Raw genomic sequence first — 23,868 nt, forward strand, 5'->3', positions numbered from 1 at the left:
CGATGCGGACCGGCCGGCGCATCTGCGCGCGCAGGCCGGCCGCGATCGCGCGGTGGAGGCCGGCGAGCGGGCCCCGGCCGGCGGCGGGCGCGCGCTTTCGGCATCCTATTCGCGGCCCTATCTCGCGCACGGTTCGATCGGCCCCTCGACCGCGCTCGCCCGCTTCGAGAAAAGCGTGCTGAACGTCTGGTCGGCGTCCCAGAACGTCTTCGCGCTGCGGGGCTGGATCGCCCGCACGCTCGGGCTCGATCCGGCGAACGTCGTCGTGCACCACGCCCAGGGCGCCGGATGCTACGGCCACAATCCGGCCGACGACGCGGCCTTCGATGCGGCCTATGTCGCGACGCTCCGTCCCGGCCGCACCGTGAGGGCGCAGTGGAGCCGGCGCGACGAACTCGCCGCGGACGCCTACGGCCCGGCCGCGTCGGTGCGCGTCGAGGCCGTGCTGGATGGGGCCGGCCGGCCGGCCGACTGGACATTCGAGCTCTGGAGCGCGGCCCACGGCCAGCGGCCCGGGTCGAACGGCGTCGCCAATTTGATCGGCGCCGAGGCGCTGCCCGATGCCGCGCCGCCGCCGAAGGAGACCTCCGATCCGGTCGATCCGGACGGCGGCGGGGCGATGCGCAATGCCCGGGCCCTTTACGACCTGCCGCACCAGCGCATCCTGCATCATCTGCTCGAAATGCCGGCGGTCCGGACCTCCTCGCTCCGCGGGCTCGGCACCTTCATGAACCTCTTCTCGATCGAGTGTTTCATCGACGAGCTGGCTGAGGCGGCGGGCGAGGATCCGCTCGCCTATCGGCTCGCGCTGACCGCCGATCCGCGGGCGCGGCGCGTGCTGGAGACCGCCGCGGCGATGGCCGGATGGGTCGCCGGCGCGCCGGCGGGCACGGGCACCGGCCGCGGCATCGCCTTCGGCCGCTACAAGAACCAGGCCGGCTACATGGCGATCGTGGCGGAGGTCCAGGTCGACGACCAGGTTTCCTTCAGGCGCGCCTTCGCGGCGGTCGATGCCGGCCTCCTCGTCAATCCCGACGGCGCGGCGAACCAGATCGAGGGCGGCATCGTGCAGGCGGCGAGCTGGGCGCTGAAGGAGCAGGTTCGCTTCGAGGGAGGCTCGTCGGCGGCGCTCGACTGGGACCGCTACCCGATCCTGCGCTTCTCCGAGGTGCCGGAGATCGAGATCCGCTTCGTCGGCGAGCCGCACCAGCCGCCGCTCGGCCTCGGCGAGGTGGCGCAGGGGCCGACCGCGGGCGCGCTCGGAAACGCCGTGGCGCACGCGCTCGGGGCCCGCATCCGCGACCTGCCGCTCACGCGCGCGCGGATCATGGACGCGCTGCTCGCCTGATCAGGCCGGTCTCGCCCGCGACCGCCGGGCGAGAATGGTCGCCAGCGCGACCGGCCGGAAGTTCCAGGCGTCGACGCCGACATCGTACTGGCCGGTCATCCGGGAAAGCCTGCCGTGGCTGTGGCCGTGCAGGTCGCGCCGGCGCCTGCCCATGCCGTTCCAGGTCCGGAACGGGTAGTGGCAGAGCACCAGGTCGACGCCGTCGACGGTCAGCTCCCGGTAGTGCTCGACGCTCAGCCATTCCGGGGCGCCGGTCGTCGCCTCGGGATCGTTGTTGCCGACGATCAGGTGCTTTCGGCCGTTCAGCCGGGCGAGCAGCGCCGAGATCCGCTCGGCGTCGCCGCGGGCGAAGTCGCCGAGATGCCAGACGACGTCGTCCGGCCCGACGGTCTCGTTCCAGAGCGCGAAGAGCGCCTCGTCATGGGCGGCAACGCTCGGGAAGGGCCGCTTGTCCAGGCGGAGCACGCGCGGATCGCCGAAATGGGTGTCCGAGGTGAAGAAGGTCGCCATCGGTGGAATGTGGGGTGCCGCGCTCAGACCGCCTTGACGTGATTGTCGAACGCGACGGGGAAGGTCGCCGGCCGGCCCGGCCCGGTATCGCTGGCGACGGGGAGGATCGTGCCGGCCCCGGACGTGGCGAGGAAGGCCCGGTTGCCGATGCCCGTCACGCCGCAGCCGTCGAAGAGGCGCTCCTCGGAGAGGATCTTCATCGTGGCGGCATCGATGAGGAGGATGCGGCCGCCCTTCGGGGAAGAGGCCGCGATCACCGAGCCGTCGCGGCTCCTCGCCATCGACCCGATATAGCCCTCGAGCGCAAGCGGCAGTTCCGGCCCGGAGGGGAGCAGCTCGACCGCGCTGTCGAGCGAGGCGCGGCCGATCACGGACGGGACGTCGACCGGGCTGCCCTCCCACTGGCCCCCGAACCAGACGAACTCCGAGCCGTCCACCGTCATGTGCCGCATCGACAGTCGGCCGAACTCGGCAGGCGTCTCGTGGCGGGCGAGGAGGTCTCCGGTCAGCCGGTCGACGAAGCTGATCGAGGAGCGCATCGTGTCGAGGTTGAGCTTCTCGCGCCCCGTCGCCGGATGGGTGGCGATCCCGCCATTCGCGATCGCAAGCGTGCGGCCGTCCGGCATCAGGATCAGCTCGTGCGGGCCGATCCCGTGACTGTCGAGCTCGCCGATGCGCCGGAAACCGTCGGTGCAGTCGTAGACGCCGACCACGCCGCGGGCGCCGTGGGCGTAGTCGCTCTCGGTCGAATAGAGGAGGCGGCCATCGGGGGCGAAGGCGCCATGGCCGTAGAAGTGGCGGTCGGGCGGGCAGGCGAAGCTTGCGGGCGAGCGCGCGCCGGCGACGTCGAAGCCGATGGCGAACGTGCCCGGGCGGCGCGCGAAGGCGACCGCCTGCCGGCCCGCCTGGTCGAGCACGACGTCGTGCCCGCGGGAGGGAAGCGCCACTTCGCGGACGGGCTCGCCGGATTCCGTGAAGACGAGGATCGCATAGCTGCCGGCCGCATTCCGGCACGGCGCGAGGAACACGAGGTCGCTCGCCGCGAGCGCGGCTGCCTGGCGCGGGGCAAGCCCGAGGGCGAGCGCCGCGCCCGCCCCGGTCAGGAGCGTCCGCCGGTCAATCGCCGTCCAGCGCGTTGAAGCCCGGCGAGAGCCCGACCGCCGGCGAATACTGGTCGTGGAAGAGGTTCTTGAGGCTTGAGAAGACCACCAGGGCATAGCTCACCTTGTCTCTCTGTGCCGGGTCCGTGAGGATCGTCTCCACGGGGGGCGTCAGCGCGCCGAGTGTGCGCGTGAGATTGTCGAACTCGAACGCGACAGAGTTCGCGATCCAGCTCTTCTCCTTGGGGAGGAGGCTCATCATCTCGGATTTCTCCGCGAAGCTCGTCAGCGCCCGCGCGGTGGCGTGCCAGTACTCCGCGGTGGAGCCGGACCGGTAGTAGGGCGCGGCGCGGGGCCGCGCGGTTTCGGGGCTGTCGCCGAGCGCCGGGCGGATGCGCTGGTCCGGCGTCTGCTCGAGGCCGGTCAGCTCCGCCTTCAGAAGCTCGGTCAGGGTCTCGGCGCGGGACCGGTAGACCGCATTCTCCGGGCCCGGCCGGGCCATCAGCCGGCTCCATCCGGTCTCGCCGAGCCAGCCGTCCCGCGCTTCGGCGGCAATGCCGGCGAGGTTCCTGGCGACGGCGGCGGCGAGGCCGCAGCTGAACGCCCCTTCGGCCGCGGTGACCGGCTCCTCGAAAAGCAGGACCTCGAGTGCGGGGAGCCCCTGCACCGCCGCGCTCTGGGATTTCAGCGCCCCCTCGCCGAGGAGCGCCGGGTTCGCTTCCGAGATCATCCGCCGGAGCTGGCGCTGGCCGATGCCGCGCGGGTCGGGCCAGAAGGCGAAGCGTTCGTAGCGGCCGCCATCGGCCATCGGCCCGAAGCGGAGGAAGTCCACCGCCGCCCAGGCCCGGAGCAGTTCGCGGAAGCCGGCCTGCGCGTCCTCGAGCTTCTTGGCGTCCGGCTCCTTGCAGAGCCGGTCGATGCGGCCCGCCAGCGTCGATGCGCTCTCGGCGAGCTGGCGGTAGTTCGGAACGATGTATTGCGTCACCGCGCGCTCGACGACCGCGGCCTGTCCCGCCTCGTCATTGGCCGCGGCCGCCGGCGCGGCGGTGGCCGCGAGGAGCGAAAGGAAGGCGAGGGCGGACGCGAGGATCCGGGTCATAGGCTCTCCAGATAGCGGAGGAGCGCGGAGCGATCGCGGGCCTCCAACGCGAGGAACTTCGCCCGCGCGCGCGCCGCCTCGCCCGCGTGCGCCCGGATCGCCGCCTCCAAGGTCCCCGCCCTGCCGTCGTGGAGATAGCGTCGGCGGCCCTCGCGCGGCGCGAGGTCGACGAGCGCGGGCGTGCGCCATTCGGATGACGCGACGCCGGGCCCGCCCACCCCGTCATCGAGGTGTTCGCCCATATCATGCAAGAGGAAATCGGTGAAAATGCGCACGCGTCCCCCGGCGGTGTCCGCCATGTCGGGGACATGGCACGCCGCACAGCCCGCCGCGGCGAAGAGGCGCGCCCCTTGGCCGCGGTCGGGCGCCGGCTTCTTCGCGGCCAGCCCGCGGAGATAATCGGCGACGAGCGTGACGATTTCGGCCGAGATCTCGTGCCCCTCGAAGAGGCCGCTCTCGCCGGTCGGCGCGGCGAGGCAGTCCGGCTCCGGTCTCGTGCAGTCGCCGTAGGGATGCGGAGCGGCTGCGCTCGAGAGGCCGAGATCAAGCGCGAAGGCGTCGGCGACCTGGGTCTCGAGATCGGCGCTCTCGCCCTTCCAGCCGTACCGGCCGACGCGCGGACCCTCCGCGGTCTCCACCATCCGCGGCCGGCCGGAGATGCCGTCCCCGTCGCGGTCTTCGGGGTCGGCGCGGGCGAGGATCGCCGCCTCGTCCACGCGCTCGCGGTCGCCGATGCCGAAGAGCGGCGGCGCGTTGCGGAGCGATATCCGCATTCCCGCCCGGAGAGCGCCGCGCGCAAGGTCCGGACGGGCTTCGAGCGAGCCGTCGGGCGCCAGCGCGGCGACGAGCGTCCCTTCGGCGGCGAGGCCGTTCACGGCGTGGTCCTGCAACTGCCGTCCGTAGGTCGGGTCCGGCGTGCCCGCCGCGTCCCCGAACCGGACGACGAGGCCCCGCGCCGAGATCCCGCCGTCCGGTGCCGCCGCGAAGCGCGCGCCGCCGGCGCCGGAATGGCAGGTGGCGCAGGCGCGCGCGTTGAACAGCGGGCCGAGACCGTCCGCGGCATCGGTGGAGGCCGGCGCCGGGACCCACAGACGCTCGAAGAGGGCGCGGCCGATCTCCCGGTCGAGCCCGGCATCGCCGAAGGCCAGGGCCGGCGCGAGGACCGTCGCGGCGGCAAGCAGGATGCGCGCTTTCGAGGTCATGCCGGCGGGTGGCCTCAAGCGACCCGCAGGATGCCCATCATGCCCGTCTCCTGGTGCTCGATGATGTGGCAGTGGAACATCCAGTCGCCGGGATTGTCGGCGACGAAGGCGACCTCGACGCGCTCCTTCGGCATCAGCAGAACCGTGTCTGCATGATGGACCGGCAGGTTCCGCTTGTTCGATTTCAGCACCTTGAAGCTGTGGCCGTGGATATGGATCGGGTGGATGTGGGGCGTCGCGTTGGCGAGCGTGAAGACGTAGCTCCTCCCCCGGGTCAGCGTCGCGAGCGGCGGCGGCACGGTCGAATGATCCCGCCCCGGCCAGGACTGCTTGTTGATCGCCCAGAAGGTCTGCGGCGCGAGGCAGAGCTCGCCGATGAACTTGCCGGTCTCCGGTGCGCCGCCCGTGACGGGCACCGGAGCGCCGACGGCGGCGGAGAAGTCGAACCGGAGATGCTCGGCATCCGCCATGCCGGGCTCCGGTATGATTGCCGCCCGGAGCGGCGCCGGATCGAAGTCCCGGCTGCGGAGCGGCGGCCCTTCCGTGCAGAACGTCGCGAGCGGCACGGGCTCCGCGGCGTAATAGTCGTAGAGGGTCGCCGAGCCGCCCGGCGCCGGCGTGCGCATGACGACGTCGAGCCGCATCGCCGGTCCGGCCCGCCAGGCCTTGAGCGGGAAGGGCGGCACGGCGATGCCGTCGACCGCCACCACGGCGCATTCGGCGCCTTCGATCCCGAGCTGCGTGATCCGGGTGCGGTCGACGTTCAGGATCCGGAGCCGGATATCGGCGGCGGAGGGAACGTTCAGCGTGGGGTTCACGGCGCCGTTGGCGGTCCGGATCTCCCCGAACGTGCCCGCCCGCCCGGCGCCTTCGGCGCTGTAGAACGAGCCGATCCCTCCGTCCGGACCGATGCTCCAGTCGCGCAGCACGATCAGGCGTTCGCCGTCATAGGGTTCCGTCTCGTCGCCTTCGATGATCAGCACGCCGGCAAGGCCACGCTCGAGCTGCTCGGCGGTATTGCAGTGCGTGTGGAAGAAGAACGTCCCCGTATCGGGCGGCGTGAACTCGTAGTCGAAGCTCTCGCCGGGTTCGATCGGGCGCTGCGTCACGTAGGGCACGCCGTCCTGGGCGTTGGGGAGGCGGATCCCGTGCCAGTGGACCGTGATGTGCTCGCCCTCGCGCGGGATGAGGTTCTCGACATGGGCACGGAGCGTCTCGCCGAGCTTCATGCGCACGACCGGCGGGAAGGCGCCCTCCCGGAACGTCCAGAGCTGCACGGTGCGCCCGCCGAAGCAGGGCAGCGCGAACGGTCTCTCGGCGGCCGAGAGCGTGATCTCCTTCACCCCCTCCGCGGCCGGGCTGACCGCCGGGCCGAGCGCGCGCGCCGGGGCGGGCAGCACCTTCGCGCCGGCGAAGGCAGCGCTGCCGACCATGGCGCCGGCGGAAGCGAGAAAGGCTCTCCGCGTGAACATGACGAACCTTGGATGGTGGGCCGCGCCCCTTGTTTGAGCGGGCGCGGCACTTTGGCGGATCAGGACCGGGTCACTGCACCGCGGACGGATTGTCGAGGCTGTCGGAGCCTTCGACCTCGATCGAAAGGTTCAGCGCGTGCACGGCACCCTCGATCGCCCGCGTCTGCGCGACGAGCGAATCGACGACGTCGAGCAGGATCTTGTTTCCCTTCTCGTTGCCGGCCGCGAGCATCTGGTCGTAGGCCATCTCGCCGCTGTCGGCCGTCTTCTTCATGACGTCCATCTTCGCGAGCGTCGCCTTCATCGCCTCGTTGACGCGCTCGGCCGCCTCGGGCGACTTCGCCGCGACGAAATCGGCGATCGACGGGCCCTCGACCGTCGAGCCATCGGTGCGCTTATAGGCGCCGTCCCAGATCGCCATCATGCCGACCTGATCGTAATAGTGGCTGTTCTGGGTGTTGTCGGAGAAGCAGTCGTGCTCCTCCTCCGGATCGTGCAGGAGCACGCCGAGCTTGATCCGCTCGCCGGCGAGCTCGCCGTAGGAAAGCGATCCGAGGCCGGTCAGGACGGTCGCCAGCGCGCCGTTTTCGCCCTTGTCGGCGAGTTCCTTGCGGGCGGCCCCGCCGTCCTGCCAGTTCGCCACCATCTCCTCGAGATCGTCGACGAGAAGATCCGAGGCGGCCTTCAGGTAGTCCGCGCGGCGATCGCAGTTTCCGCCGGTGCAGTTCGCCGTGTCGTAGTCGGTCGCGGGCCGCGTGCCGGCGCCCGGGCCCGTGCCGTTCAGGTCCTGGCCCCAGAGCAGGAACTCGACGGCGTGATAGCCGATCGCGACGTTCGCCTCGACGCCCTGCGCCTCCTGCAGCTTCTCCGAGATCAGCTCCTTGGTGATCTTCGAGGCGTCGATCACGTCCGGCCCGATCCTGAGCGACGGATTGGCGATCACATTTGCCGTGTAGAGCGGGTTCTCGTCCGATTCCTCGCCGTAGCTGTCCTTGTCGACATAGTCGATCAGGCCCTCGTCGAGAGGCCAGGCGTTCACCCGGCCCTCCCAGTCGTCCACGATTGCGTTGCCGAAGCGGTAGCCCTCGGTCTGCTGGTAGGCGGGGCGCGCCGCGAGCCAGGCCTGCCGCGCGGCCTTCAGGTTGTCCTCGGTGGGCTCCGCGATCAGCTTGTCCACCGCCGCGTCGAGCGCCTTCGCGCCGGCGAGCGCGTCCTCGTACATCGCGAGCGCGATGTCGCCATAGGCGTCGACGACGGCGGCGGGTTCCGGCGTGTCCGCGCGGGCGAGCGTCACGGCCGCGGCGAGGCTCAGCGCGGCGGCCGAAGCATAGGACAGCAGAACGGCTGGTCTGATCATGGTATTCCCCCTGAGGTCAAAGTTCAGTGGACGCTTTCGGGCGCGAGCCGGGGCCCGCGCGGTGCGAAGCGTAGGAAGAGGCTGGATCGGCGCTTCGGTCCCGCGTCACGCGCCTTGGCGCGCGCGGGGTGCGTCCTGGCCCCCGCCGGAGCGGCAGGGCGGGCGGAACGGCAATTTCGGCGGAGCACGGCCCGCCGCGACGAAGCTCAACATCGGATCCTCCAATCGAAGGGGTTCAAGGCCCCCACATCAAAGGTTGCCCCGTCGGCCGACGGCGCGCCGGGATCATGCCTTTTCAGCTTGTCATGTCAACCGATTTACTTTGGAATCGTTCTAACCCGTGCATCTCGCGGAATCGGCGGAGACGAAAGCCGCCGGATGTAGCAGGGAAATACTTTCAGGACCGGTTTATGTGCGGCGATCTTCTCCCGGAATGTTCCTGCCGGCGCGCGCCGCTGCGCGGGACTGCCTGGCCGCGAACGGGGCGCGTCGGCCTTGCCGTGCCCGGGCCGCAGGAAGGAAGCCGGTTGCCGGCGCGTCGTGGGTTGCCTATGCGGGATCGCAGCGCTGGCGGCCGGCGGAACGGCACGGGAGGACGGAATGGCGCATGCGATCGCGGTGCTTTCGGGACGCCGGCAGCGGACTTTGCCGGAGGCGGCGGCGGTGTTCGAAGCCGCGGCGCGCGGGGAGGGCCGTCTCTTCGTGCCGGGTGAGACGCCGGCGCTTCGCCTCAACGAGGACGACGGCCGCCGCTACGCGCCCGAGCAGCTCGCCGAGACGCCCGACGCTGCAAGCCGGCTTGCCGCCCTTGAAGCCGAGACGATGCAGGAGGTGGATGCCTTCTCGCGGCCGCAGCGCCTCTTCGTGGAGAGCTATTTCCGCTTCGCGGCGGAGCGCGTGGCGGCGGAGGCCGGCGCGCTCGCGTCCCGCCTCGCCTGGTCGAAGGGTCTCTTCCGTCCGGAGGATTTCGTGTTCTCGGCGTTGAGGCCGCTCGTCGGCGTGGTCGCCGCCGAAGGTTCCGAGGCGCGCATGGTCTCCGGCGATTTCGGCTTCTGGACGGGCGGTGGCCTGGTGCTCGTGACGGTGACGGGGGGCGCGGCGCAGGTCCCGCGGTCGGAGGCGATCGTGCCGGTCGTCCTCACCCGGAGCGATCTCGCGCGCGGGGCGGGGCTCTTCGCCGATCCCCGCTTCCCGGCCGCGCTTCGGGCGTTCGAAGCGGGGCAGGCGGTGCCGCAGGGCCCGTTCCGGCCCCGCGGCCTCAGGGAGGGGGTGGCGGCCTGAGCCGCCCGCTCAAATGTCGAGCTCGAGGATGTGGATGCCGCCGGTCAGCCGCTCGGCCGCGTAGACGATCCCGTTCTCGTCGACATAGACGTCGTTGATCTGCGTCGCCGGCACGCGCGAGCCTTCGGACGCATCCGGCACGAAATAGGCGACCTCCTCCGGCCGGAACGGGTCGGTCGTGTCATAGGCGCGGACGCCGCCGTTGAAGAAGGTCCCGAACACGATCGTGTCGGAGCGGTAGGAGGGGCCCGGCCGGTTCTCGTGGAGGTTATGCGAGCCGTAGCGCCCGCCGCGATGGCGGTACTCCTCCACCGGCGGCAGCGGCAGCGTCGAGATCGAGATCGGGTTCGTCTCCTCGCGGTTGTCGAGCACGAAGGTAAGCTTCGGCCAGTCGCGGGCGTCCGGCTGCACGCTTTCGGCCGAGACGATCAGGAGGTCGCGGTCGACGAGCGGCATCGAGGTGTGCGTGAAGCCGGGATAGGGCGGGTTGGGGTTCCAGATCGCGACGACCTTCGGATGCGCCTTGTCCGAGATGTCGAGCGTGATCGCGCCCCCGTCGATATAGCCGATGTAGCAGCGGTCCGGCCGGTCGGGATAGACGTTGGTGTTGTGGGCGCGGAAGGCGTCCTTGCCGTTCGGCGTGCCGAGCGGCTCCGGGTTGAGCCGCTTCGGCGGAGGCTCGGTGTCGCCCTCGCGCGTGCCCGGCAGCCACCAGCGGCCCGCCTCCTCCGGCTTCGCCGGGTTCCGCACGTCGATGATCCGGTAGAACTGGTCGTCGCGCGGATGCCGCGGCTGGAAATCGGCCGCGCCGCTCGCGCAGTGGATGAACTCGCCGTCGACGTACCAGAGGCAGTGCACGCCGCGCGAATGCGTGCCCGTGCAGTCGAAGAAGGAGATGGAGCGCGGCGATTCCGGCTTCGAGACGTCGAAGAGCTCGATGCCGGCATTCCTCTCGCCCATCGAATAGGTCTGGTAGGCGACCGCCATGATGTCGCCGGTCACCTCGAGCGAGTTCGACCGCATGTTCTGGTGCGGCAGGTCGGTCTGGATGATCACGCGCGGCTTGCGCGGATCGGTCACGTCGACGCCGGTGAAGTTCTTGGGCGGGCCCTCGTGGGCCAGCCAGAGGATGCGCCGGCCGTCGCTGCAGGCCTGCAGGCTCATGCCCTCGCCGACCGAGCCGAAGCCCAGGAGCGGATCCTGCGTGATGTACTTCATGCCCTTGATTTCAGCCATGCTTCCTCCTCCGGTCCCGTTCCGGCCTGAACCCTTCGCGCCATCCGTCCCGGCCGGCGGCCGGGCGGGCGTTCGACGTCCTTATACGGAGAGCCCCGGGCCTCGGGGAGGGGCCAAAACATGATGGCTCGAAGCAGATTTCCTGATGCCTGCGGCGGATTGCATTTGCGGCCGGGGCGTCCGATGTCCTTTCTCAGGAGACCGGACGGCGAAGGTCGGCGCAGCGGGAGGAAGGGAGCCATGACAAGCGGGACGGGCGGGACGCCGGGGACGGTACGGCCGAACCGGGTGCCGGTTTCGGTCATCACTGGCTTTCTCGGAAGCGGCAAGACCACGCTCCTCAACCGGCTGGTCCGGGATCCCCGCATGGCCGATACCGCGCTCATCGTGAACGAGTTCGGCGAGATCGGGATCGACCACGAGCTCGTCGATTCCTCCTTCGAGAATACTGTGCTCATGGACAGCGGCTGCATCTGCTGCTCGATCCGCGGCGATCTCGTCGACACCATCGACGACCTCTTCGCGAATGCCGCGAACGGCCGGATTCCGGCCTTCTCGCGCGTGCTGATCGAGACGACCGGGCTCGCCGACCCGGTGCCGATCGTGCATGCGCTGCAGACGAGCGAGACGGTCGGCGCTCGCTGCGCGGTCGGCACGATCGTCGCCACGCTCGACGCCGAGCAGGGCGGCAGCCAGCTCGCCGAGCACGAGCAGGTGGAGCACCAGATCGCGCTCGCCGACGTGGTCGTCCTGACCAAGACCGACATTGCCCCGGAGGCCGCGGCGCGCCGGCTCGAGCGCGTCGTGGAGACGCTCAATCCGGGCGTACCGGTTCACCGCGCGGTCCACGGCGCGATCGACCCGGACCTCCTCTTCGCCGGCCCGCTCGGGGCGGCCGGGCGCGAGGCGCGGCTCCGGCACGGCCATGACGATGCGCACGAGGACCACCGGCATGGACACGACCATCACGATCACGCGCACGAGGAGGGGCACGCCGGGCATGACCACGGCTTCTCCCATGCCGGCATCGCCTCGCGGTCGGTGATTGTCGACGGGCCGATCGCCTACGAACGGCTGCGGGAATTCCTGGAGACGCTGATCTCCCTGCGCGGCGACCGGTTCCTGCGCATCAAGGGCATCCTCGATCTCGAAGGCGAGGACCGTCCCGTCGTGCTGCAAGGCGTGGGCGCGAGCTTCGGCCGGCCCTACCGGCTGGCCGCCTGGCCGCCGGCCGGCCGCGGCTCACGGATCGTCTTCATCTACAAGGACCTCGACGGCGACGGCCTGGAGGCGGCGTTCCGGCGGATGGTGCTGGGTCAGCCCGCCGGGCAGTAGATGTCCTTGAGCGTCGCGAGCAGGGTCGCCACCCGCTCGTCGGCGATCCGGTAGTGCAGCGTCTGCGCGCTCCGACGCGCGGCGACGAGGCCGTCGGCGCGGAGCTTGGCGAGATGCTGCGACAGCGCCGACTGGCTCAGGTCCACGGCCGCCGCGAGCGCGCTTACGCTCATCTCGCCGGCGCCTGCGAGCCGGCAGAGGATCAGCAGGCGCTTCTCGTTCGCCAGAAGCCGCAGCATGGCCGCCGCTTCCGCGGCCTTCTGCTCGAATGTGTCCAGGGCTTCCAAGAGATCCATCGCCGCACCGTACATTAGATATTGCTAAATTAGCAAACACTCATATATGGCTCCCATCAGCCGGCCGGAAGCGTCCGGCCGAAATGAGGGAGAAGGACATGACCAGGTCAGAAGCGCTCGCGATCCGCGCCTTCTTCGATGGGCCGACCAACACGATCAGCTATCTGGTGTGGGACAGGGAATCCGGTAAGGGGGCCGTGATCGACCCCGTCCTCGACTTCGACCACCGCTCGGGCAAGGCGTCGACGGCCTCCGCGGACGCGGTTCTCGCCGCGGCGAAGGAGGAGGGCGTGGCGGTCGAGTGGATCCTCGAGACCCATGCCCATGCCGACCATCTGTCGGCGGCGCCCTACCTGAAGCTCAGGACCGGCGCGCAGGTCGGGATCGGCGATCACATCCGCGACGTGCAGCGGATCTTCCGCCCGGTTTTCAACCTGACCGACATTTCCGGCGACGGCTCCGAATTCGACCGCCTCTTCGCCGACGGCGAGACGTTCAGGATCGGCGGGCTCGAGGCCGAGGTGATCTTCGTGCCCGGCCACACGCCGGCCGATGTCGCCTACCGGATCGGGGACGCGGTGTTCGTGGGCGACACGCTCTTCATGCCGGATTACGGCACCGCCCGGGCGGATTTTCCCGGCGGCGACGCGGAGAAGCTCTACGATTCCATGCAGAGGCTTCTCGCGCTTCCCGACGAGACGCGTCTCTTTATGTGCCACGACTACAAGGCGCCGGGGCGCGACGAATATGCGTGGGAGACGACGGTCGCGCAGGAGAAGCGGAACGTCCATCTGGCCGGCCGCAGCAGGGAGGAGTTCGTGGCCTGGCGGCGGCAGCGGGATGCCGGCCTCGCCGCGCCGCTCCTGCTCCTGCCCTCGATCCAGACCAACATCCGGGCCGGCAGGTTCCCGGAGGCGGAGGCGAACGGGGTGCATTACCTCAAGCTTCCGGTGAAGCTGGTGCAGTCGCCGCTCCACGCCTGAGCGGCGCGGCGGAACTCAGGGCCGGATCCGGACGGGGCGGAGCGTGCGCCCGCCCGGACCCGGCGGCAGGATCTTCGGAGAAGAAATGACCGAATTCACACCTATCGGCTCGACTGCGGGCGGCATGCTGATCGGGCTCTCGGCCGTGCTCCTCATGCTCTTCATGGGACGGATTGCCGGCATCAGCGGCATTCTGAGCCGGCTGCTGCCGCCGGCCGCGCCGGATTGGGGCTGGCGTGCGGCCTTCATCGCCGGCATGGCCGCCGCGCCGCTGCTCGCATGGGCCGTCACCGGCGCCCCGCCGGTGCAGGCCGTCTCGGGCGATTTCGTGCTGATGGCGGTTGCCGGCCTCCTCGTCGGATTCGGCTCGGTTTTCGGGAACGGCTGCACCAGCGGGCACGGCGTGTGCGGTCTCTCGCGCCTTTCGGCGCGCGCTTTGACGGCGACTCTGGTGTTCATGGCGACGGCCATCGTGACGGTGTTCGTCGCGCGGCATGTGATCGGGGGCTGAGCTTGGGCAAGGTAATCGGCTTCGTGACGGGCCTGGTCTTCGGCCTCGGCCTCGTCGTCTCGGGCATGGCCAACCCGGCGAAGGTTCTGAACTTCCTCGATCTCTTCGGGACGTGGGATCCGAGCCTCGCCTTCGTCATGGGCGGCGCTGTCCTCGTCACCTTCGTTGGCTACCGTCTCACCTGGACCCGCAAGATTCCGCTCCTCGGCGGCGTGTTCGAACTTCCGAGGCGCAGGGATCTCGACCTCCGGCTCATCACCGGCGCCGCCGCGTTCGGAATCGGCTGGGGCCTCGGCGGATTCTGCCCGGGGCCGGCCGTGACATCGGTTCTGCTTGCCGCGCCGGGGACTCTGGTGTTCGTTCCAGCCATGCTTCTCGGCATGTGGGGTGCCCGGCAGCTACCCGCGAATGCGCTGGCCGCGCGTGAACCCGCCCCGGAGCGCGCATAAGGAGGAACGAATGGACTACAAATTCCTGACAGACGATCTCGCCGTCCGGCCTCAGGTCGAGCCGAAGGAAATGGCCGACGTCGCCTCGGCCGGCTTCAAGTCCATCATCGTGAACCGGCCGGACGGCGAAGGCGCTGACCAGCCGACATTCGAGGAGGTGCGGCAGGCGGCCGCCGAGAAGGGCATCGAGATCCGCTACCTGCCGGTGGCCCCGGGCAAGATCTCCGACGAGAACGTCAAGGAATTCGGTCAGGCCATGGCCGACCTTCCGAAGCCGGTGCTCGCCTTCTGCCGGACGGGCACGCGGTCCGCGACGCTGTGGGCGCTTTCGGAGGCGGGCAAGCGGCCGATCCCCGATATTCTCGGCCGCGCCAAGACGGCGGGCTACGACATGGGCGGCGCGGTCCGGCGCATCGCCAATCAGGGCCGGGTGCCGACCGACATGGCGGAGACGAGCCACCAGATCGTGATCGTCGGTGGCGGCTCGGCCGGCGCCGCCGTCGCGGCGAGCCTTCTTCACCGCGACGATTCGCTCGATATCGCGATCATCGATCCCTCCGAGGTCCATTACTACCAGCCGGGCTGGACCCTGGTCGGGGCCGGGGTGTTCAAGCCCGAGGCGACGCGGAAGAACATGGCCGACGTGATCCCGGCCGGGGTCAAGTGGATCCGGGAAGCGGTCGTGGCGTTCGAGCCGGAGGCGAATGCCGTCATCCTGGAAGGCTGCCGCGTCGTGAGGTACGAGCGCCTGATCGTCGCGCCGGGGCTGAAGCTCAACTGGGACGGCGTGGCGGGGCTGACCGAGACGCTCGGAAAGAACGGCGTCACCTCGAACTACCGCTACGATCTCGCCCCCTATACCTGGGAGCTCGTCCAGCGGACGAAATCCGGCCGCGCGCTCTTCACGCAGCCGCCCATGCCGATCAAGTGCGCCGGCGCGCCCCAGAAGGTGATGTACCTCTCCGCCGATCACTGGCGCAGCCAGGGCGTGCTGAAGAACATCGGGAGCGAGTTCTACAATGCCGGCCCCGTGCTCTTCGGCGTGAAGGAATACGTGCCGGCGCTGATGGAATACGTGAAGGCCTACGGCATCGGCCTGAAGTTCCAGCACAATCTCGTCCGGATCGACGGGCCCGCCAAGACCGCCTGGTTCAAGAAGACCGGCGGGGAGGGCGAAGGCGAGATCGTCGAGACGAAGTTCGACATGATCCATGTCTGCCCGCCGCAGCAGGCCCCCGATTTCATCCGGGTCAGCCCGCTCGCGGACGCGGCCGGCTGGGTCGATGTCGATCCCGCCACGCTCCGCCACAAGAAGTACGAGAACATCTACGCGCTCGGCGATGTCGGCGGCATGCCGAACGCCAAGACCGCGGCGGCCGCGCGCAAGCAGGCGCCGGTGGTGGCCGAAAACCTCCTGCACGACATGGGCAAGGTCCAGAAGGCGGCCGCCTATGACGGCTACGGCTCGTGCCCGCTGACGGTCGAGCGCGGCAAGATCGTGCTCGCGGAATTCGGCTATGGCGGCAAGCTGCTGCCGACTTTTCCGAAATGGGTGATCGACGGCACGCAGCCGAGCCGGCTCGCCTGGTACCTCAAGGAGCGGGTGCTGCCGCCGGTCTACTGGCAGGCCATGCTCAAAGGGCGCGAATACCTGGCGAAGCCGGAACGGGCCGGCGGCTGAACCCCTGCCCGGGCCGGCCCCGGGCGACGGGCTCCAAGGGAGTAGTGTGATGACGAGCGAAGTCGGGGCGGCCCGGACCTCCGGGCCGGACGGGACGCGGCGTTCCGCGTCCGGGCGAATGTCCAGGTACCTCCCCATCCTGGCATGGGCCCCGCGCTACGATCGGAACGTCCTGGCGAACGACCTCGTGGCGGCGGTGATCGTGACGATCATGCTGATCCCGCAATCGCTCGCCTATGCGCTGCTCGCCGGTCTCCCGCCCGAGATCGGGCTCTATGCGAGCATCCTGCCGCTCGTCGCCTATGCCCTCTTCGGCACCAGCCGCACGCTCGCCGTCGGGCCGGTCGCCGTCGCTTCGCTGATGACGGCGGCGGCGGTCGGCAAGCTCGCGGCGACGGGAACGCCGGACTATCTCGCCGCCGCGATCGCCCTCGCTTTCCTGTCCGGCGCCTTCCTCGTCGCGCTCGGATTGCTCCGCCTCGGCTTCCTGGCGAACTTCCTCAGCCATCCGGTGATCGCCGGCTTCATCACCGCCTCCGGCGTCATCATCGCCGCGAGCCAGCTGAAGCACATCCTGGGCGTGAAGGCGGGAGGCGAGAACCTCTTCGAAATCGTCCTCTCGCTCGCCGGCGCGCTGCCGCAGACGAGCCCGGCGACGGTCGCGGTCGGGCTTACCGCGCTCGCCTTCCTCTTCTGGGTCCGCAGGGGGCTGAAGCCGGTCCTCCTCCGGGCCGGACTGCGGCCCCGGCTCGCCGACCTCCTGACCAAGGCCGGGCCGGTCGCCGCCGTCGCCGCGACGAGCCTCGCCGCCTGGGCGTTCGGCCTCGCGGAGGCCGGCGTGCGCATCGTCGGCGAGGTGCCGCGCGGGCTGCCCGCGCCCACGCTGCCGCCCTTCGACCTCGATCTGTGGCTGGAGCTCGCCGGTTCCGCCGCGCTCGTCAGCATCATCGGCTTCGTCGAATCGGTCTCGGTCGCCCATACGCTCGCCGCCAAGCGCCGCCAGCGCATCGATCCGGACCAGGAGCTCATCGCCCTCGGCGCCGCGAACCTCGCCTCCGGAATCTCCGGCGGCTATCCTGTGACCGGCGGCTTCGCGCGCTCGGTGGTGAATTTCGATGCCGGCGCGGAGACGCCCGCGGCGGGCGCCTTCACGGCGGTCGGGATCGCGGTGGCGACCCTCTTCCTCACCCCGGCGCTCTACTTCCTGCCCCAGGCCACCCTCGCGGCGACGATCATCGTGGCGGTGCTCTCGCTCGTCGATTTCAGCGTGCTCCGCCGGACCTGGCGCTATTCGAAGGCGGATTTCGCCGCCGTCTCCGCGACTATCGTCGCCACGCTCCTCATCGGCGTGGAGATCGGCGTCACCGCCGGCGTGCTCCTCTCCGTCCTCCTCTATCTCTACCGGAGCAGCCGCCCCCACATGGCTGTGGTCGGGCTCGTGCCGGGCACCGAGCACTTCCGCAACGTCGATCGCCACAAGGTCGCCACCGACGCCCGGGTCCTGAGCCTTCGCGTCGACGAGAGCCTCTATTTCGCCAATGCGCGCTACCTCGAGGACCGGATCTACGACCTCGTGGCCGAACGGCCCGCGCTCGAGCACGTGGTGCTGATGTGCACGGCCGTGAACGAGATCGATGCGAGCGCGCTGGAGAGCCTGGAGGCTGTCAACGCCCGCCTGAAGGATCTCGGCGTGACCCTCCATCTTTCCGAGGTGAAGGGGCCCGTCATGGACCGCCTGCAGCGCAGCCACTTCCTGCAGGACCTGACCGGCCGTGTGTTCCTCAGTCAGTATGCCGCGATCGCGGCGCTCGATCCCGGGACGGCCCGGCTCGCCCGCGCCGCCCCGGACGGGCTGCCGCCGGATTCTTCGGGCGGCTCGCAGGCGCCCTCGACCGCGCTCGCGGTCCTCTGACCCGATCCGTTTCCAGCCCGACAGCATGAGAAGGAGTTTGCCATGAGCTTGAGCAGGACGAGCAACTCGCGCGGCGCGGCCTCGCCGGAGGTGGTGGGGTTCTACGAGAAGGACACCGGCAGCATCCAGTACGTCGTGATCGATCCCGCGACGAAGAAGGCCGCCGTCATCGACCCGGTGTGGAACTTCGATTCGCGGAGCGCGAAGACCGCCACGACCTCCGCGGACGAGATCGTCGCCTATGTCGAGAGCCGGGGCCTCGACGTGGAATGGGTGCTCGACACGCACCCGCATGCCGATCACATGATGGCGAGCGCCTATCTCAAGGAGAAGCTCGGCGCCGAGCAGGGCATCGGCGAGAAGGTGCTCGATATCGCGGAGCTCTGGTCGAAGCTCTACAACCTGCCGGGCGTCTTCGACCCGAGGCGGGACTTCGATCGTCTGTTCGCCGATGGCGACACGTTCAGCATCGGCAGCCTGGAAGCGCGCGTGATGCTCTCGCCCGGCCACACGCTCGGCTCGGTCACCTACGTGGTCGGCGACGCCGCCTTCGTCCACGACACGCTGATGGTGCCTGATTCCGGGACCGCGCGCGCCGACTTCCCGGGCGGCGACGCCGCTGTCCTCTACCGCTCGATCCAGGCGATCCTCGCGCTGCCGGACGATACGCGCCTCTTCGTCGGGCACGATTACGGCCAGGGCGGCCGCGATCCGATCTGGGAGGCCTCGGTCGCGGAGCAGAAGCTCACGAACAAGCACCTGAAGGGCGGCGTTTCGGAGGCCGAGTACGTGAAGGTGCGCGAGGGCCGGGACGCGACGCTCCCGCTGCCCGACCGGATGCTCGCCGCGCTCCAGGTCAACCTTCTCGGCGGCCGGCTGCCGAAGCCGGAATCCGACGGCAACAGCTACCTCAAGATCCCGCTCAACCGGTTCTGACCAAGCCGGCCAGGCATCCTGCGCGCCTCGGCGGGATTTGCCGCGGCGCTGCCCGCGCCGGCCGTCCTCCGGCTGAATTCAGTTGGAGAGAAGCAGCGGCAGCGTCACGTTCCGCAGCATGTCGCGCGTGACGCCGCCGAGGATCATCTCCCGCGCCCGGGAATGGCCGAAACAGCCCATCACGAGAAGGTCGGCGGAAAGCGTCTCCGCTTCGCGGAGAAGCACGCTTGCGATGCCGCCGTCCGCGGCGCGGATCTCGGTCGTCTCGACCGGCAGGCCGTGGCCCGCGAAGGCGGCGGCGAGTTCCGCGGCGGAGCCGCCGGCCGCGGCCTTGCCGGCAGCGCTCTCCTGCGCGGAAGCGATGCGGACGATCTCCGCCCCGCCGAGGAGGGGCAGCGCGTCGAAGGCGGCGCGCGCGGCTTCGCGGCCGCCGTCCCACGCCACGAGCGCGCGCCTGCCCAGGGTCTTGCCGTGCCAGCCCGGCGGAAGCACCAGCACCGGCCGCCCGGATTCGAACACGATGTCCTCGACCTGATGCTCACCGACGCTACCGTCGGCGCCTGGAATGGGCGCGACCGCCAGGTCGGCCGTCCGCGCCATGCGGCCGGCCGACAGCGAGACCCGGTACTGCGCCACGTCCGCCTCGCGCCAGTCGCAGCCGAGCCCGGCCTCCGCGCAGCGCCGCCGCAGCTCCGCCTCGGCGGCTCCGGCGGCGCGCCGGTTCGCTTCGACCTGGTCGGTGATGAAGCTCGGCACGAGGATTCCCGGCGGAAGCGCATAGGAGATCACGACCGGGGCGGCCATCACGCCCACGATCGTGCCGCCGCCGTCGCCGAACAGGATTCGGGAGGCCTCGACGGCCGGTTCGACGGCCAGGCGCCCCGAGACGATCGCCGCGACTGTGCGTGGACGGCCCATGAGATTCCTCCTCTTCCGGTCGCGGCGCAAAACGGCCTTGTCGCCCGCGACCATAGGAGGCGCGGGCGGCGGGCGCCTTTGCGCTGGATCAAGCCCGGAGCGGGGCGGCGGCTGTAGTTGCCATGATCGTGTCGCGGCTTATTCTCGCCGCCGTCGATCAGGGAGGATTGCGATGAACGCCGCCGATGTGATGACGAAGGACGTGATCACCGTTCCGCCGGAAATGACCGTGCGCGAAGCCGCCGAGATTCTCCTCCAGCACAGGATCAGCGCCGTGCCGGTCGTGGACGCCGCCGGCAAGCTGGTCGGGATCCTGAGCGAGGGCGACCTCGTGCGTCGCCACGAGATCGGCACCGAGCGCCGCCGGTCCTGGTGGCTGCAGGTCTTCAGCGATACCAGCGCCTCCGGCCAGGACTACGTCAAGTCGCACGGCCTCCGCGTCGCCGACATCATGACGCGCGACGTGGTGACCGCCGACGAATCGACCTCGCTCGCGGAGATCGCGAACCGGCTCGAACGCTACGGCGTGAAGCGTCTCCCGATCGTGCGGGACGGCCGCGTCGTCGGAATCGTGAGCCGCTCCAATCTCGTCCGGGCGCTCGCCAGCGTCCCGATCAGCGTGCCTGCGGCGGCGGCGAGCGACAACGAAATCCGCGAGAGCGTGATGGCGCATATCCGGGCGCAGCCCTGGGGCATGCCGTGGCTCACCAATGCGAGCGTCCATGACGGTGTCGTGGAGATCTGGGGCATGGTCAATTCCGATGACGAGCGGCGGGCGATCCGCGTGGCGGCGGAATCGACCCCCGGCGTCCGGGCGGTGAACGACCACATGATGATCCGGCCCTACGCGGCCGAGTAGCCTTCAGCGGGGCGCGGCCCCGCTCAGCGTCCGGCGGACGGCCTCTCGCCAGGACGCGGTCCTGCGACGCCGCTCTTCCTCGCCCATGGCGGGCTGGAAGCGGCGCTCGCACTGCCAGGTCGCGGCGAAGCCGTCCGCGTCGGGCCACAGCCCGGCGGCGCTTCCCGCGAGCCAGGCCGCGCCGAGCGCCGTCGTCTCGAGGATGTTCGGCCGGTCGACCGGGGCGTCGAGAAGGTCGGCGAGACGCTGCATCATCCAGTCGCTCGCGACCATGCCCCCGTCGACCCGGAGCACGGTCTCGGCGCCGCCGGCGCCCCAGTCCCGGTGCATCGCCTCGAGGAGGTCGCGCGTCTGGAAGCAGACCGCTTCCAGCGCGGCGCGGGCGATCTCGGCCGGGCCGGTGGCGCGCGTCAGCCCGAACAGCGCGCCACGGGCGTCCGCGTCCCAATGGGGCGCGCCGAGGCCGGTGAAGGCGGGTACCAGCACCACGTCCTGCTCGGGATCGGCCGCCGCGGCGAGCCTGCCAGAATCCTCCGCCTGGGCGATGAGCCCAAGCCCGTCGCGGAGCCATTGAACGGCGGCGCCGGCGATGAAGATCGAGCCCTCGAGCGCATAGGTGGTGCGGCCGCCGAGGCGGCAGGCGATGGTCGTCAGGAGCTTGTTCTTCGACACGACCGGCGTGGCGCCGGTGTTGAGGACGGCGAAGCAGCCTGTGCCGTAGGTCGATTTCAGCATGCCCGGCCGGAAGCAGGCCTGGCCGAGCGTTGCGGCCTGCTGGTCGCCGGCGACGCCGAGGATCGGGATCGCAGCGCCGAACACGTCCGGATCGGTGGTGCCGAACGCGGCCGCGCAATCGAGCACCTCCGGCAGCATTCTCCGCGGAATGCCGAAGAGGGCGAGAAGGCCGTCGTCCCAGTCCTGGCTGCGGATGTCGAAGAGGAGGGTGCGCGACGCATTGGTGACGTCGGTCGCGTGGACGCTTCCGCTTGTGAGCCGCCACAGGAGCCAGGCGTCGACGGTGCCGAAGGCGAGCCTGCCGGCGTTCGCCTCCGCCCGCGCGCCCGGCACCGCATCGAGCATCCAGGCGATCTTGGACGCCGAGAAGTAGGGATCGAGGATGAGCCCCGTCTTCTCCGCGACGATCGGCTCGGCGCCCTCCGCGCGGAGCGCTGCGCAGAGGCTGGCGGTCCTGCGGTCCTGCCAGACGATGGCGGGGTGGACCGGCCGGCCTGTCGCGCGGTCCCAGACGAGCGTGGTCTCGCGCTGGTTGGCGATTCCGATGGCGGCGACCTCGGCCGGCCGGATGCCGGCCTTCGCCAGCGCGTTGCGGCCGGTCGCGACCGTGCTCGTCCAGAGATCCTCCGGATCGTGCTCGACCTGTCCGGGTGCCGGGAAGTGCTGGCGGAACTCCTGCTGGTCGGCCGCCACGATCCGGCCCGCGGGGTCGAACAGGATCGCGCGCGAGGAGGTCGTTCCCTGGTCGAGCGCGAGCACGTAGCCCGTCATCTGAGCCTCCCTGCCTCTTCTCCGCGGCGCGGCGTGCCGTGCGAGCCGCGCTCAGCCCGTCCGCTCCGCCGCTTCCCCGGCCGCCCCGAGCATGAAGGCGTCGAGCCGCGCGCGATCCTCGGACCCCACGTGCAGGCCGAGCTTCGAGCGGCGCCAGAGCACGTCCTCGCCGCGCCGGGCCCATTCCTCCGCAATCAGATAGCGCACCTCGCGCTCGGTGAGATCGGCGCCGAAGCGTTCGCCCCAGTCCGCTTCGCTCGCCACGCCCGCCACGATCCGCTGGGCCCGGGTGCCGTAGGCGCGCACCAGGCGGCGCGCCATCTCCGGCCCGCAGGCGGGACAGAGCGTCGTCACCGCCTGCGCCTCGGCCTCGAGCGCCGCCGGATCGAAATCGCCGCCGGGCAGCGGCGCATCGCGGGTCCAGGACGGGCCGAGCCCTTCGAAGAAGGGAGCGAGCTTGGCGAGCGCCGCCTCCGCGAGGCGCCGGTAGGTGGTGATCTTGCCGCCATAGACGCCGAGGAGCGGCGGCGTGCCGGGCCCGCCCTCGATCTCCAGCACGTAGTCGCGCGTCGCAGCCTGGGCCGCGCTCGCGCCGTCGTCGTAGAGCGGCCGCACGCCGGCGAACGACCACACGACGTCCTCCGGCCGGACCGGGTCCGCGAAATAGTCGTTCACGGCCCGGCAGAGATAGTCGGTCTCCTCGGGCGAGATCGCCGGGTGCCCGGGATCGCCGGAAAAGTCGAGGTCGGTGGTGCCGATCAGCGTGAAGTCCCGCTCGTAGGGGATCGCGAAGACGATGCGGCCGTCGGCGTTCTGGAAGATGTAGGCGCGGTCGTGCGCGAACCGGCGCGGGACCACGATGTGGCTGCCCTTCACGAGCCGCACCGGCGCGCCGAGCGGCTTGTCGAGCCGGTGGCTGGCGACCTCCGCCACCCACGGGCCGGCGGCGTTGACGAGCGCCTTCGCAGTGATCCGGCGCTCCTGCGCGGTGGCGCGGTCCCGCACGATCACCGACCACAGCCCGTCCGCCCGCGCCGCCCGGAGCATTTCCGTCCGCGTCTCGATCACCGCGCCGAGCTCAGCGGCGGCGCGCGCATTGAGCACGACGAGGCGGGCGTCCTCCACCCGGCAGTCGGAATATTCGAACCCCTTGCGATAGGCCGGCTTGAGAGGCTCCCCCGCGGGATCGCAGCGGAGATCGAGGCTGCGCGCCGGCGGCAGGAGCCTGCGCCCGCCGAGATGGTCGTAGAGGAGGAGCCCGAGCCGGATCAGCCAGAACGGGCGCAGGCCCGCATGGTGCGGCAGCACGAAGCGCAGCGGCCGGACGACGTGCGGCGCGGCGCGGAGCAGCACCTCGCGCTCGGCGAGCGCTTCGCGGACGAGGCGGAACTCGTAATATTCGAGATAGCGCAGCCCGCCGTGGATCAGCTTGGTCGATGCCGACGAGGTGGCGCTCGCGAGGTCGTCCTGCTCGCAGAGATAGACGGAGAGCCCCCGCCCGGCGGCGTCCCGCGCGATCCCGCATCCGTTGATGCCGCCGCCGATGATGGCGAGGTCGAAAGCGCCCCGGTGCACGTCGCCTCTCGGTCTGCCGGCGGAATGCCCGGAGCATAGCCGAAACGCGGTCGGGCTTGCCCGAAAGTTTCGTCCGCCGCGCCGGCCCGGCCGCGCTCTCTCCTTCGTGAACGCCGGTGGCTTGCCGTCGCGCGACCGATCTGGGATGCCGGGGCGATGCGGTCCGTCTGTTCCGTGCTGGTTGCGCTTCTCCTCGCCGTGGTCACGACGCTGGTGCCGTCCGACCGCGCCGCGGCGGCCGGCGGGGCGCACCGGGCGGAGGTCTTGCTCCGCGCCGCAGCGGGCGGCCCGGCGGCGCCGGG

Annotated in this window: 21 protein-coding genes; 10 read left to right on the forward strand and 11 right to left on the reverse strand. The window is 70.6% G+C overall.

Annotation, left to right across the window (positions count from 1 at the left end; genetic code table 11):
- Positions 1 to 1,348, forward strand: a 1,348-nt coding sequence (locus E4O86_RS16220; protein ID WP_161141599.1) for a molybdopterin cofactor-binding domain-containing protein, incomplete at its 5' end; no start/stop codon positions are given.
- On the opposite strand, the gene E4O86_RS16225 is transcribed toward E4O86_RS16220, so the two are convergent.
- From E4O86_RS16225 to E4O86_RS16250, 6 genes are all read right to left on the reverse strand, one after another.
- Positions 1,349 to 1,858: a metallophosphoesterase family protein gene (locus E4O86_RS16225; protein ID WP_161141600.1), complete on the reverse strand. Its 510-nt coding sequence runs from the start codon at positions 1,856 to 1,858 to the stop codon at positions 1,349 to 1,351. It lies immediately after the preceding gene.
- Positions 1,859 to 1,881: 23 nt separating this feature from the next.
- Positions 1,882 to 2,886 (reverse strand): DUF1513 domain-containing protein, encoded by a 1,005-nt coding sequence (locus tag E4O86_RS16230; RefSeq protein ID WP_161141601.1) that lies wholly within the window; start codon positions 2,884 to 2,886, stop codon positions 1,882 to 1,884.
- 88 nt (positions 2,887 to 2,974) lie between these two features.
- A complete protein-coding gene (locus E4O86_RS16235; RefSeq protein WP_161141602.1) occupies positions 2,975 to 4,057 on the reverse strand; it encodes an imelysin family protein in 1,083 nt (360 codons plus the stop codon).
- Entirely contained in the window at positions 4,054 to 5,259 is a 1,206-nt protein-coding gene (locus E4O86_RS16240; RefSeq protein ID WP_161141603.1) for a di-heme oxidoredictase family protein, read from the reverse strand. The genes E4O86_RS16235 and E4O86_RS16240 overlap by 4 nt, the downstream gene beginning before the upstream one ends.
- A 14-nt stretch (positions 5,260 to 5,273) precedes the next feature.
- Positions 5,274 to 6,731 (reverse strand): multicopper oxidase family protein, encoded by a 1,458-nt coding sequence (locus tag E4O86_RS16245; protein ID WP_161141604.1) that lies wholly within the window; start codon positions 6,729 to 6,731, stop codon positions 5,274 to 5,276.
- Positions 6,732 to 6,801: 70 nt separating this feature from the next.
- A complete protein-coding gene (locus E4O86_RS16250) occupies positions 6,802 to 8,088 on the reverse strand; it encodes an imelysin family protein (RefSeq protein WP_161141605.1) in 1,287 nt (428 codons plus the stop codon).
- Between the two features lie 600 nt (positions 8,089 to 8,688).
- On the opposite strand from E4O86_RS16250, the gene E4O86_RS16255 reads away from it, so the two are divergent.
- On the forward strand, positions 8,689 to 9,369 hold the full coding sequence (locus E4O86_RS16255) for a hypothetical protein (RefSeq protein WP_161141606.1): 681 nt from the start codon (positions 8,689 to 8,691) through the stop codon (positions 9,367 to 9,369).
- A 9-nt stretch (positions 9,370 to 9,378) separates the two neighbouring features.
- Here the strand turns inward: E4O86_RS16255 and E4O86_RS16260 are convergent, their stop codons facing one another.
- On the reverse strand, positions 9,379 to 10,605 hold the full coding sequence (locus E4O86_RS16260) for an LVIVD repeat-containing protein (RefSeq protein WP_246206449.1): 1,227 nt from the start codon (positions 10,603 to 10,605) through the stop codon (positions 9,379 to 9,381).
- A 240-nt stretch (positions 10,606 to 10,845) separates the two neighbouring features.
- Between E4O86_RS16260 and E4O86_RS16265 the strand changes: the two genes are divergently transcribed.
- On the forward strand, positions 10,846 to 11,940 hold the full coding sequence (locus tag E4O86_RS16265) for a CobW family GTP-binding protein (RefSeq protein WP_161141607.1): 1,095 nt from the start codon (positions 10,846 to 10,848) through the stop codon (positions 11,938 to 11,940).
- On the opposite strand, the gene E4O86_RS16270 is transcribed toward E4O86_RS16265, so the two are convergent.
- A complete protein-coding gene (locus tag E4O86_RS16270) occupies positions 11,922 to 12,236 on the reverse strand; it encodes an ArsR/SmtB family transcription factor (protein WP_161141608.1) in 315 nt (104 codons plus the stop codon). The two genes, E4O86_RS16265 and E4O86_RS16270, sit on opposite strands and share 19 nt — an antisense overlap.
- Positions 12,237 to 12,334: 98 nt before the next feature.
- Here E4O86_RS16270 and E4O86_RS16275 point away from each other — a divergent pair, with 98 nt between their 5' ends.
- From E4O86_RS16275 to E4O86_RS16300, 6 genes are all read left to right on the forward strand, one after another.
- On the forward strand, positions 12,335 to 13,219 hold the full coding sequence (locus E4O86_RS16275) for an MBL fold metallo-hydrolase (RefSeq protein WP_161141609.1): 885 nt from the start codon (positions 12,335 to 12,337) through the stop codon (positions 13,217 to 13,219).
- Positions 13,220 to 13,304: 85 nt separating this feature from the next.
- Positions 13,305 to 13,730, forward strand: coding sequence for a YeeE/YedE family protein (locus E4O86_RS16280; protein ID WP_161141610.1), 426 nt, complete (start codon positions 13,305 to 13,307; stop codon positions 13,728 to 13,730).
- A gap of 2 nt (positions 13,731 to 13,732) precedes the next feature.
- Entirely contained in the window at positions 13,733 to 14,179 is a 447-nt protein-coding gene (locus tag E4O86_RS16285; RefSeq protein ID WP_161141611.1) for a DUF6691 family protein, read from the forward strand.
- 10 nt (positions 14,180 to 14,189) lie between these two features.
- Positions 14,190 to 15,860 carry a bifunctional protein tyrosine phosphatase family protein/NAD(P)/FAD-dependent oxidoreductase gene (locus E4O86_RS16290; protein ID WP_161141612.1) on the forward strand — a complete coding sequence of 557 codons (1,671 nt, stop codon included), beginning with the start codon at positions 14,190 to 14,192 and terminating at the stop codon, positions 15,858 to 15,860.
- Positions 15,861 to 15,978: 118 nt separating this feature from the next.
- Positions 15,979 to 17,772, forward strand: a complete 1,794-nt coding sequence (locus tag E4O86_RS16295) for a SulP family inorganic anion transporter (RefSeq protein ID WP_161141613.1) — start codon at positions 15,979 to 15,981, stop codon at positions 17,770 to 17,772.
- A 42-nt stretch (positions 17,773 to 17,814) separates the two neighbouring features.
- Positions 17,815 to 18,708 (forward strand): MBL fold metallo-hydrolase, encoded by an 894-nt coding sequence (locus E4O86_RS16300; protein WP_161141614.1) that lies wholly within the window; start codon positions 17,815 to 17,817, stop codon positions 18,706 to 18,708.
- Positions 18,709 to 18,786: 78 nt separating this feature from the next.
- On the opposite strand, the gene E4O86_RS16305 is transcribed toward E4O86_RS16300, so the two are convergent.
- Positions 18,787 to 19,626 carry a universal stress protein gene (locus tag E4O86_RS16305; RefSeq protein WP_161141615.1) on the reverse strand — a complete coding sequence of 280 codons (840 nt, stop codon included), beginning with the start codon at positions 19,624 to 19,626 and terminating at the stop codon, positions 18,787 to 18,789.
- A 172-nt stretch (positions 19,627 to 19,798) separates the two neighbouring features.
- Here E4O86_RS16305 and E4O86_RS16310 point away from each other — a divergent pair, with 172 nt between their 5' ends.
- A complete protein-coding gene (locus tag E4O86_RS16310) occupies positions 19,799 to 20,485 on the forward strand; it encodes a CBS domain-containing protein (protein ID WP_161141616.1) in 687 nt (228 codons plus the stop codon).
- 3 nt (positions 20,486 to 20,488) lie between these two features.
- Here E4O86_RS16310 and glpK read toward each other — a convergent pair whose 3' ends face one another.
- Positions 20,489 to 21,991 carry a glycerol kinase GlpK gene (glpK, locus tag E4O86_RS16315; RefSeq protein WP_161141617.1) on the reverse strand — a complete coding sequence of 501 codons (1,503 nt, stop codon included), beginning with the start codon at positions 21,989 to 21,991 and terminating at the stop codon, positions 20,489 to 20,491.
- 51 nt (positions 21,992 to 22,042) lie between these two features.
- Entirely contained in the window at positions 22,043 to 23,566 is a 1,524-nt protein-coding gene (gene glpD / locus E4O86_RS16320) for a glycerol-3-phosphate dehydrogenase (RefSeq protein ID WP_161141618.1), read from the reverse strand.
- Positions 23,567 to 23,868 lie beyond the last annotated feature (302 nt).

Source organism: Propylenella binzhouense (assembly GCF_009866965.1).
Lineage (GTDB): Bacteria > Pseudomonadota > Alphaproteobacteria > Rhizobiales > Afifellaceae > Propylenella > Propylenella binzhouense.

Bases quoted from the DNA above. Each gene is read 5' to 3' on its own strand.
- E4O86_RS16240 (WP_161141603.1), bottom strand. From the start codon at position 5,259: ATGACCTCGAAAGCGCGCATCCTGCTTGCCGCCGCGACGGTCCTCGCG.
- E4O86_RS16245 (WP_161141604.1), bottom strand. From the start codon at position 6,731: ATGTTCACGCGGAGAGCCTTTCTCGCTTCCGCCGGCGCCATGGTCGGC.
- E4O86_RS16255 (WP_161141606.1), top strand. From the start codon at position 8,689: ATGGCGCATGCGATCGCGGTGCTTTCGGGACGCCGGCAGCGGACTTTG.
- E4O86_RS16300 (WP_161141614.1), top strand. From the start codon at position 17,815: ATGAGCTTGAGCAGGACGAGCAACTCGCGCGGCGCGGCCTCGCCGGAG.
- E4O86_RS16290 (WP_161141612.1), top strand. From the start codon at position 14,190: ATGGACTACAAATTCCTGACAGACGATCTCGCCGTCCGGCCTCAGGTC.
- E4O86_RS16280 (WP_161141610.1), top strand. From the start codon at position 13,305: ATGACCGAATTCACACCTATCGGCTCGACTGCGGGCGGCATGCTGATC.
- E4O86_RS16310 (WP_161141616.1), top strand. From the start codon at position 19,799: ATGAACGCCGCCGATGTGATGACGAAGGACGTGATCACCGTTCCGCCG.
- E4O86_RS16270 (WP_161141608.1), bottom strand. From the start codon at position 12,236: ATGGATCTCTTGGAAGCCCTGGACACATTCGAGCAGAAGGCCGCGGAA.
- glpK (WP_161141617.1), bottom strand. From the start codon at position 21,991: ATGACGGGCTACGTGCTCGCGCTCGACCAGGGAACGACCTCCTCGCGC.
- E4O86_RS16275 (WP_161141609.1), top strand. From the start codon at position 12,335: ATGACCAGGTCAGAAGCGCTCGCGATCCGCGCCTTCTTCGATGGGCCG.
- E4O86_RS16235 (WP_161141602.1), bottom strand. From the start codon at position 4,057: ATGACCCGGATCCTCGCGTCCGCCCTCGCCTTCCTTTCGCTCCTCGCG.
- E4O86_RS16295 (WP_161141613.1), top strand. From the start codon at position 15,979: ATGTCCAGGTACCTCCCCATCCTGGCATGGGCCCCGCGCTACGATCGG.
- E4O86_RS16225 (WP_161141600.1), bottom strand. From the start codon at position 1,858: ATGGCGACCTTCTTCACCTCGGACACCCATTTCGGCGATCCGCGCGTG.
- E4O86_RS16250 (WP_161141605.1), bottom strand. From the start codon at position 8,088: ATGATCAGACCAGCCGTTCTGCTGTCCTATGCTTCGGCCGCCGCGCTG.
- E4O86_RS16260 (WP_246206449.1), bottom strand. From the start codon at position 10,605: ATGGCTGAAATCAAGGGCATGAAGTACATCACGCAGGATCCGCTCCTG.
- E4O86_RS16265 (WP_161141607.1), top strand. From the start codon at position 10,846: ATGACAAGCGGGACGGGCGGGACGCCGGGGACGGTACGGCCGAACCGG.
- E4O86_RS16305 (WP_161141615.1), bottom strand. From the start codon at position 19,626: ATGGGCCGTCCACGCACAGTCGCGGCGATCGTCTCGGGGCGCCTGGCC.